This is a genomic window from Moorena sp. SIO2C4, from assembly GCF_010672485.1.
GTDB classification, from domain to species: domain Bacteria; phylum Cyanobacteriota; class Cyanobacteriia; order Cyanobacteriales; family Coleofasciculaceae; genus Moorena; species Moorena producens.
Map to the genome: position 1 here is coordinate 1 of NZ_JAAHGN010000172.1, position 9,608 is coordinate 9,608.

7 protein-coding genes are annotated in these 9,608 nt (G+C 43.5%); 6 read left to right on the forward strand and 1 reads right to left on the reverse strand.

The features are described 5' to 3' along the window. Nucleotides 1–207: 207 nt before the first annotated feature. The gene (locus F6K20_RS11870; RefSeq protein WP_287253416.1) at nucleotides 208–429 is read left to right on the forward strand and encodes a hypothetical protein; all 222 of its coding nucleotides are present in this window, start codon (nucleotides 208–210) and stop codon (nucleotides 427–429) included. Between the two features lie 117 nt (nucleotides 430–546). After that, on the forward strand, nucleotides 547–1,458 hold the full coding sequence (locus F6K20_RS11875) for a DUF4351 domain-containing protein (protein WP_287265128.1): 912 nt from the start codon (nucleotides 547–549) through the stop codon (nucleotides 1,456–1,458). Between the two features lie 244 nt (nucleotides 1,459–1,702). Here F6K20_RS11875 and F6K20_RS11880 read toward each other — a convergent pair whose 3' ends face one another. Beyond that, nucleotides 1,703–5,257 (reverse strand): choice-of-anchor E domain-containing protein, encoded by a 3,555-nt coding sequence (locus F6K20_RS11880; protein ID WP_287294804.1) that lies wholly within the window; start codon nucleotides 5,255–5,257, stop codon nucleotides 1,703–1,705. A 1,223-nt stretch (nucleotides 5,258–6,480) separates the two neighbouring features. Here F6K20_RS11880 and F6K20_RS11885 point away from each other — a divergent pair. The 4 genes from F6K20_RS11885 to F6K20_RS11900 form a co-directional block, all read left to right on the forward strand. Beyond that, nucleotides 6,481–7,335 carry an Rpn family recombination-promoting nuclease/putative transposase gene (locus F6K20_RS11885; RefSeq protein ID WP_008187782.1) on the forward strand — a complete coding sequence of 285 codons (855 nt, stop codon included), beginning with the start codon at nucleotides 6,481–6,483 and terminating at the stop codon, nucleotides 7,333–7,335. Between the two features lie 115 nt (nucleotides 7,336–7,450). After that, a complete protein-coding gene (locus F6K20_RS11890; protein ID WP_008187783.1) occupies nucleotides 7,451–8,059 on the forward strand; it encodes a hypothetical protein in 609 nt (202 codons plus the stop codon). A 257-nt stretch (nucleotides 8,060–8,316) separates the two neighbouring features. Further along, entirely contained in the window at nucleotides 8,317–9,099 is a 783-nt protein-coding gene (locus tag F6K20_RS11895; protein ID WP_287294805.1) for an ABC transporter ATP-binding protein, read from the forward strand. A gap of 144 nt (nucleotides 9,100–9,243) precedes the next feature. Then, the coding region (locus F6K20_RS11900; protein WP_287294806.1) for a heparan-alpha-glucosaminide N-acetyltransferase domain-containing protein at nucleotides 9,244–9,608 on the forward strand (365 nt) is incomplete at its 3' end.

Here is a 9,608-nt window from a genome sequence, read left to right on the forward strand (position 1 = left end):
CGAGAAAATTTATCAATCCCGCCAGAGACATAGACTGTCGCAATAGACGGAGAATGAAAATTGCCAAAAAGGCAAAACAAACCAGTAACATAACCGGGAAAAAATTACCAAGAGCGCTAAAACGCTCCACGGTAAGAGCCAGCCGACAGTTTCTCCAGGACCCCAGGCTGGCTCTAGACCCCCAGTTAAGGAGATACCTAATATTTTATGTCCTACTCTCAACGCCTATATCCATGGGCGCTCATTCGTCTATTGCCGAAGATGCAGCGGATGGTTGTGCGTCGTTTTCGCAACCGATCAGATGCGGAGGGGCACTTGCAGGCTCTGAAACGACTGATGCCTGATGCTGATTTTATTATTATCTTCGATTTAGGAGACCCGATAGACGGCCAGCCTATAGACGACCAGCCTATAGACGAAGAATCTTAAGGAGCAGGGAGTGTGGGAAGTGCGGGAGACCCAGCTTCCCAGTAATCAAATTTTAGTCCGACCCCAGAAACAGCCCTGGGCGTGACTCAGTAATTAGTCTTAATTCGGTAATTGTCTATGGCAAAACGTGCAGATATTGGTAGCAAACGCTTAATCAGTTTAGCACCCAATGCTTGGGTGCAATGGGTAACTGGTAATCCTCAAGTGCGAGCATCGGAGTTACTCGATGCTGAATTTCAATGGATTAGTCGAGAAAGCGATGTCATTGTAAAAGCTTATAGTCCTGAACATCAAGAATTTCTGATTCTCAATGAATTGCAACTACGCTATAGTCAGGCAATGCCTCAGCGTATGCGCAATTATGTCGCCTTAGCGGAAGAAAAATACAACCTATCCACTTATCCAGTATTAATTAACATCTTGCCGCCTCCAGCCACCGTTACCATTGAAAATTGCTACGAAAGCGAATTCATGGGATTAAAGGCGTATCAAGATTATCGGGTAATTAATCTGTGGGAAGTAGATGCTGACTTGGTACTGGCACAACCCTTGACATCATTATTACCATTTGTCCCAATTTTATTTGGAGGTGGTAGTGAAGCGAAATTGCGCTCAGCCGTCCAGGCACTAAGAGCAGATCAAACCTTGAACCAACTAGAACCGTTGTTAGCTTTTTTCGCTAGCTTTGTATTAGAAATACCCTTAATTCAACAAATCATGAGGTGGGATATGACAGTATTACGTGAATCACCCTGGTATCAGGAAATTTTACAAGAGGGTGTTGCTCAAGGGATTGAACAAGGGATTGAACAAGGCATTGAACAAGGGATTGAACAAGGCATTGAGCAAGGCATCCAACAAGAACGTCGAGGCAGTTTAGAGCGCATCCTTAAACTGCGATTTTCAGAGATTCCTTTAGAGATATCCCTGAGAATTCAAGCTTTAACTCTCGAACAACTAGAAGAGTTGATGGCAATAGCATTAACCGTTAACTCTTTAGATGAGTTTAGTGAACAGTTGCGAATGTAGAATTTAGAATGTAGAATTTAGAATGTAGAATTGGGAATTAATAATGTAGAATGTAGAATTGGGAATTTAGATAGAATGTAGAATTGGGAATTCACCATTCTGTCTTCACCATTCTGCCTTCACCATTCTGCCTTCACCATTCTTAATTCTAAATTATTCATTCTTAATTTTTAATTCACCATTCTGCCTTCACCATTCACAATTCTAAATTCTACATTCTGCATTCTAAATTCTTAATTCTGCCTTATTTGACTAAAGCCCGGAAGCGAATAAATCCATAGGAATTGGGTGGGTTTCCGGGTGAATCAGCGTTTGGCACATCCCCAACTTCCACTACTACTACTCCATTTTGATTGAAGGTGACATTACATCCGGCTGGCACTGAGGTTCCTGGCCCGTAATACCGACCGCGATCGCTATCGGGAATATTAGTAAGATAGATGTTCGGTTCAGCTGGACCACCATTGGCTAAGGTAGTGGTGCTCTGGAACAAAGCAATCCCGACATCACTACTTGGGAAGCCAGCTGTGGCATTAAAGGAATCGGTAATAAAGGTAGTTTCCCCAGGCACTCGGTCACAGATGCGCAGGTTTTTAGCATCGTTGCTGCCATTGGAGAGGAAGTATACAGTATACTCTAACTCATCTCCTGGCATTACTTGCCCAGAGTTAATTAATCCCCGCAGATAAACATCAGGATTCGGCCAGTTGGGGTCATTGTCATCAGCAGCACGGTCGGAACCAACGTTATTCTCAGAACTGCCACCATCAATGCCATCGATAAAGGGTGAGCCGGATTGCGGTAGCTCTATCCACTGGTTGGTATCTTTGGGTTTAATAGCAGTAATCCGCTTGACCAGGATGACATTGGGCAAGATATTGTTATAAACTCCAACACTAGTTTGGCGTACACTCACCGTATCTGTATCCCTGGTTTCCAGGAATTCAGGACAACGGCCATTGGCATCATTACTAAGGGTATGCTCCCAGCAAGCACTAGTATTTCCGTCTTCTCCATTGGGGGTGAGACTAATCGATTGACCAGTGCTTGCCCCATCTAAGTCTCGTTGGTAGGTGTCATCCCACAGATTCAATTCAGCTGAGGGTGGAGTATTGATGGCGTTATTGGAGCCATAAGCAATGTAGTCTACAATCTTGAATTCCTCGTCATACAGCCAGATATCTTCTCCAGCATTGTTAAGTTTGGCTGCCTTTCCTAACCAATCCTGGAATGCAGCATCGGGAGCTTGATGGTCTGATGTATTGTTGCCAATCCAAATAACAGCGTATTCCCCTGGTTGGAGAGTGGTGTTGTTGGGGAAGATATAGGCCGGATTAGCAGCATCACCAGTAATGTTGCCAGTATTATCAGTACTGTTAAAAATCAGGTTGCTATCGGCTAGCTTCCAGTTACTGATATCTACAGCATTATCGGAAGAGTTATAGAGTTCGATGAATTCATCATTAGCTTCAGCACTGCTGCCAGTTTGGGCGTAGAGGACTTCGTTGATAACGATATTTCCGGCTTCCGGTGAAGCTTCTTCCGGGACTATGCTGGCTGAAGGTTCTTTCGGGACTAAACTGTAGGTATAGGTGACACACAATCCGGCGGTTGCCTCGCTACTAGAGCCAGTGGAAGCGTTCTGAGAGTTAATGAAAGTAGCTGCAGAGGTAGTATTCACCGGGATACTGACGGTTTCCACTGGTGATGAGGAGCTAATGAAATCAGCTAGGTTAGTGTACTCCTCGGTATGGGTTTCATAGGCAAGAATCGTGGGAGTCCTGCCACCGGAAGTGCCGCTAAAGTCAGGAGGATCACTACCATCGAAGGCTGGTAGATTGAAGTCGGTGGATTGGTTGTAATTTCTGGTAATATTGGCGTTAGTATCAGGCAAGGAAACACTGACTTCTCCCTCCTGGTTCACGGTTATTGTTTTTGGCTGGTCTGCCGTATTCTCGTAGATTAACTCTTGTGCAATCAGGGTACTCAGGGTTAGGTCTACCCTGGCCAGGCTCCCTAGAGCAGAATCAAATTTCTCTACGTTCAGGGTTTCAGTCCAATTGGTAGCCTGGAGTGGTATGATATCGCAAGCGACAATAGTGTTGGCTTTAAGGGTAAGTCCAGCATCAATACTGGTATTGTTGTCTCCCGCAGCCAAGGTGAAGGTATCGGTGCGACCTGTGACTGGATCGGCATCACTGTCTAGGGTGTCATCCCCAGCATCTTGGCGAGTGAAGCTATAGCCCACAGCAGGGGAGGTGAATTCAATGATGTAATCCCCTGGGTCAAGGTCGCTGAAACTGTAGTTACCACTACTGTCGGTAAAAGTGGCATCAACTAAGGTGTTGTCAGATTTGTAGATATTGACTAGGGCGTTGGGAATTCCAGGCTCTCCAGGATCTTGGATGCCATCACCATCTAGGTCTTCCCAGACTTGATCCCCTACAGAGGCAGTCGTTGGTGTAGAGTTAGCGATCGCAATTTGATAATCCTCTACCTCACCATCACTAGCGGCACCAGTAGGAGTAAGGCCAGTATCAGAACTATACAGGAAACGTGCATAAGTATTACCAACGGTAGCTCCAGCTGGTACAGTTAGGTTTAATGCGATCGCATTTCCACTAGGACTAGCATTGGTAGCAATTTGCTCACCACTATCATCAAAGTCTCCATCTGCGTTCCAGTCAATCCAAGCATTCAGCACTCCAGACCCGGCTGTAGTGATATCTAATCTAACATTATCCGATATCGGTAGAGTTTGTCCTTGTAGGCTAGCGCTATTAATTTGAACCCCATCATCGGTATCATCGGTAGCGTTATTGTTATTATCGGTGCCATCTCCAAAGCCATCGGTATCAGCTGTTACTCCACTGCCGAGATAGGTGCTACCATCTATGTCGTGACTAGGACCATTATCGCTGAGTAAGGTATTATAGTTACCACTGCTGGTGCCGTTGCCAGTGTCGGGCGCATCACCAAAGTCTTTGTCACTAGCCACAACATCCGCACAGAAACTCCAATTGTTGAGGGTGACATGCTGAGCGCTGCTTTGGTTAACATCTGAGCCTGGTCGATAGCGCACCACAAACTTATCAATAGCTTGGTCCCCAAATCCAAATTCCACATCAGCCCCATGGCCACCCCCTGTGGAGAAATTGCTCCCAGACTGTCCAGTAGCCACGTTACCTACCACGCTAACTTTGCTCGGGTCGAAGGCAACTAAGGTCGGAGTAACAGTAGTTGAGCCATTGAAGCCCGTGATTACCACTTCGTCTTGCCAACGACTTCCTCCGGTCTCCTGCTCGTCTACAGCATCCACAATGCCTTGTACACCAGTCACTGGCCGACTCATGGTCACTTCAAACTCGATGTAACCCCCACCTACCATGTTGGGGCGGGCATACAAAGCAGGTTGATTGAAGTTATTATTGCCTAGCTTCGGAGAATTGTCGGTGAAGCTATGATTATTGGGGTTTTTAACTTCAACGGTATAGGTGACACCGTTAGCAGTAAAAGTCCTCGGGCCAAGATCCCCATTAGTCCAAGACAACTGACTCCAATCAAAATCAGCAAAAGCCTGGGAACAGGTTCGAGATGGTAGCTGCGCTGCTACTGGAGTAGGAGTAGCCACCAGCAAAGCAGAACCTGTCACTAGGATCGGGAAAGTAGCCTTAGCTAGGTTAGTTATGCCCATCAGGTTAAAGCCTAAAGGCTGCCAATCAGAATTTACCTCAGATGCTCCAGAAGAGTCTGAGGAATGGTATCTGATTCCTTGGAGATAATTGAATAAAGACTTCATAACTGGCCAGAATGAATTAAAGAGAAAAGCTAATTGGTAACTGACCCAACTAGTCTTGATATCAATAAATTAGTTAGTAAATTAGTTAGTTCAGCAACACCGAATAAATAACTAATCGTGGCTCTAGGAAAGTTGCTATGTAAAACGTTTATAAAATAATTATGATAATCAGAATATGGCAGGAGTTTTAGTTTTTGAAAGAATAATTTTTAATAAATTACCCGCCCGATCAGACTTAGTGGGCAATAAGCGCGGTTTTATGCATACAATCAGTTCGGTAGAGCCCTAATCATTAATAACAAATAACTCAGCTTTCAGTACTGAGCACTCAGATAAGCGATTGACCCTAGGTCACGCTACTTGAGGTGCATCCGATTTTCCTCCTAGTTAAACTACTCTTGTGATCTAGGATTGCTTGATTGATGTGGTTATTGCCTAGAGAGAATTACGGAATTTTGATCAGGTTACGGAGGAAATGATATCCGTGAATTCCACATCTCCCTGAGTTAGGTGTTAGGTTAATCCTTCTAGTGCCTAATAGCTATTTTAGTAATTGTTAATTGTTAATTGTTAATTGGTAAGCATTCAGATAATGCGCTACTTGAGGTGCTACTTGAGGTGCTATCAGCTATCATCTGATTCCCTATGGGCACTCTACTTGAGGTTAATTCAGCCATTGGCCTTTGGAAAACGGCTGAATGCTTATGTTAATTGGTAATTTTAAATTATAATTAATGTGCATGATTAAAGCAATCGACAAATAGCGTTACTAGTAGAGTTACTAGGGAAATCAATAACAGACCTGACGTTACCGGTAGAGTAAATTTACCCATGAGCAGTAGAGTGTATTATTAAACTAACCGACAGCTATACTTATTCCTAGAGTTACTGAGTAAATCAGCAATATACCTAAGGTTACCGGTAGAGTAAATTTACCCATGATCAGTAGATAAGATTATTAAACCAACCAGCAACTAGCGTTACCGGTAGAGTTACTGGGGAAATCAATAACAGAGCTGATCTGATCGGTAGAGTAAATTTACCCATGATCAGTAGATAAGATTATTAAACCAAGCAGCAACTAGCGTTACCGGTAGAGTTACTAGGAAAATCAATAAAGTAAATTCCACCTATAATAAAATCAATTAATTTTTGAGTTAACACTGCTTGTTAACTATACTAATCCCTACTCCCTACTCCCTACTCCCTACTCCCTACTAATCATGGCCAAGACACACATCCGCTTTGACTGGGCGATCAAAAAACTGCTGAGGGATAAAGCTAATTATGTTGTCCTAGAAGGCTTGATCACCGAATTACTAGGAGAAGAGATTACTATTGAATCTATTTTAGAAGGCGAAAGTAATCGGCTCACCGAAGACAATAAACTGAATCGGGTTGATATTCTAGCGCTCAATAGTGCTGGAGAGTTACTGCTAGTGGAAGTCCAAAATAGTTCCGAAAATGATTACTTTCACCGGATGCTATTTGGCGTCTCCACACTGCTCACGCAATATCTAGATAAAGGAGAGCCCTATAGTAAACTCAAAAAAGTCTACTCCATTAATATTGTTTACTTTACCCTGGGGCAAGGACAAGATTACATCTATGAAGGGAAACTAGATTTACGAGGTCGTCATCATCAAGACTCCTTAGGGTTATCCAGTCTCCAGAAAGAGTTGTTCAAACTAGAGAAAGTATACCAGATATTTCCCGAATATTATATCTTGAGAGTCAACCAGTTTGATAATGTAACTAGAAACAATTTAGATGAATGGATCTATTTCCTAAAGAATAGTGAAATCAAGGAAGAGTTCCAAGCCAGAGGATTAGCCGAGGCCAAGGATAAGCTCAGGATTGATAATTTACCATTACCAGAAAGGGTTGCTTATCAGAAATATCTGGAAAATAAACGGTATGAAATTAGCCTGTTGGCAGGAGCAGAAGCAGCTGGAAAATTACAGGGGAGAGCAGAGAAAGCTATAGAAATAGCCCAAGCTATGAAAGCAAGAGGGATTGATTTGGATTTAATCGTGGCAACAACTGGTTTAACTAAAGAAGACGTTGAAAATTTTTGAATGGTCGCTAAGGGATTAAACCTTGAGGTATAATAAATTAATTCTGAAAATTTTTCTGCCCTTTTTACTACTTCCTACTCCCTATTACCTATTCCCTGATTAAACCATTTTCATTATGTCACCAAATCAAAAAAAAGCATCTGAAACTAAACCTGAAAATAACCCTGAAAATAAACAGTATAGCCCTTCTGTATTTCGCATCTCTCCTATAATTCGGATTACCCTAATCACATTTTATTGGGCGCTGTTGATACCATTACCGTTTTTAGCTAAAGTATCATCGACTCCGGTATCGCCAATAATCCTGTGGATAGGAATTAGCTTAGGATTTATCGCCCTCTATGGTGCCTTAAGCGAACAGGTGATTGTAGATGACGAAAAAATTCAGGTAGCTTATCCCAATTGGGTGCCCCGATTCTTCCGCAAAGGTTGGCAATTACACTGGAAAGAGGTGAAAGACTTAAAAATGCGCACCACAGGTCAAGGAGGGCTTGTTTACTATTTCGTTAGCCAGTCTTATGACCAAGCTTACTTGCTGCCAATGCGAGTAGTGGGATTTAATCGCTTAGTTAAGTTAGTACAAAACTATACCGGGATAGATACTACCGATATTCGTCCCCTAGCCCAGCCTTGGATGTATCTAATTTTGTTCGGATTCACCCTCTTGCTATTACTTGTAGATGCCTGGACCATAACCACAGCTATCAATCAGGGTTTGATGTAAGCATTCAGCTATCAGCTCTCAGCTCTCAGCTAATGGGCTACGCGCACGGTACTTGAGGTACTATAGCACTACCCATTAAGATGTTTGACATTCCTAAACTCCGAAACGTAAGTAATCCCTTACTTTTGACTTCTGACGCAATAACCTTGCTGACTTGGGCGTAGCGCTATAAAAGCACTATCTGTAGCACCATCTGTAGCCCATTAGCTGAGAGCTCTCAGCTAAAACATTGATAATTTTTAATTGGAGCAAAGCGATTGACTAATCCCCTGTTGCAGCTAAAGCAGGTAAGCCTGACCCTCTCAACCAGGGCTAAAGCAGCTGGAATACCTATATTAACTGATATTTCTTTCGAGGTCAGCCCATGCGATCGCATCAGCGTGATTGGACCATCTGGTGCTGGTAAAACCTCTCTGTTGCGGCTGTTGAACCGATTAAGTGAGTCCACCCAGGGAACAATTTACCTAGATAATCAGAACATCCGGAATATCCCTGTCCTAGAATTGCGGCGACAGATCATGCTGGTTCCTCAAGAACCAAAATTGTTAGGAATGACCGTTCAGGAGGCTCTAGCTTATCCGTTGGTATTGCAACAGCTGCCAAAAAAAGCGATTGGCCGTAGGCCAAGCTACGCGAACGCACAACGGACACAAGAGATTCGAGAGAGACTGCGCATCCCAGCGGAGTGGTTAGAGCGTACAGAGTTACAACTGTCTTTGGGACAACGGCAATTGGTTGCGATCGCACGAGCACTAGTTGTCCAACCAAGGATAGTGTTACTTGATGAGCCCACCTCAGCCTTAGATGCTGGTATAGCCTCTCAGGTGATCAGGGTATTTACCGATTTAGCCCGAAAGGAGCAGATCACAATTTTGATGGTCAATCACCAGCTAGATATGGCTGAGTTATTTTGTAATCGACTATTGTATTTGCAAGATACTCAGTTACTCCAAGACAGTCCAGCTGAGCAGATTAATTGGCAACAATTACGAGAGAGATTAGTACAAGCAGAAGCTAAAGCATCTCAAGAGTGGGCTTAATCATTTGTTGACAGTTGACGGTTATTTTAATTTTGCCTATTGCCTCTTGTCTATTGCCTATTGCCTCTTGTCTATTGCCTATTGCCTTCCCCTCCTGGGAGGGGTTAGGGGTGGGTTCCTATTGCCTATTGCCTCTTGCCTATCATGCGTCTAACCTCTCTTGATGTCTTTCGAGGTATTGCCATGGCTAGCATGATTCTAGTCAACAATCCCGGAAGTTGGTCTTATGTCTATCCCCCCTTACTTCACGCTAAGTGGCATGGTTTTACACCCACAGACTTAGTATTTCCTGCCTTTTTATTTATTGCTGGTGTAGCAATGGCTTTTTCCTTAGTCAAGTACACCAATAACAACCAATCCGTATCCCAGGGGTATTGGCGTATTGGCAGGCGATGTGCCATTCTATTTGCCCTAGGCTTACTGCTCAATGGTTTTCCGACTTACAACTGGGATACTATTCGGATTATGGGTGTCTTGCAGCGCATTAGTCTTGCCTATTTCCTTAGTGC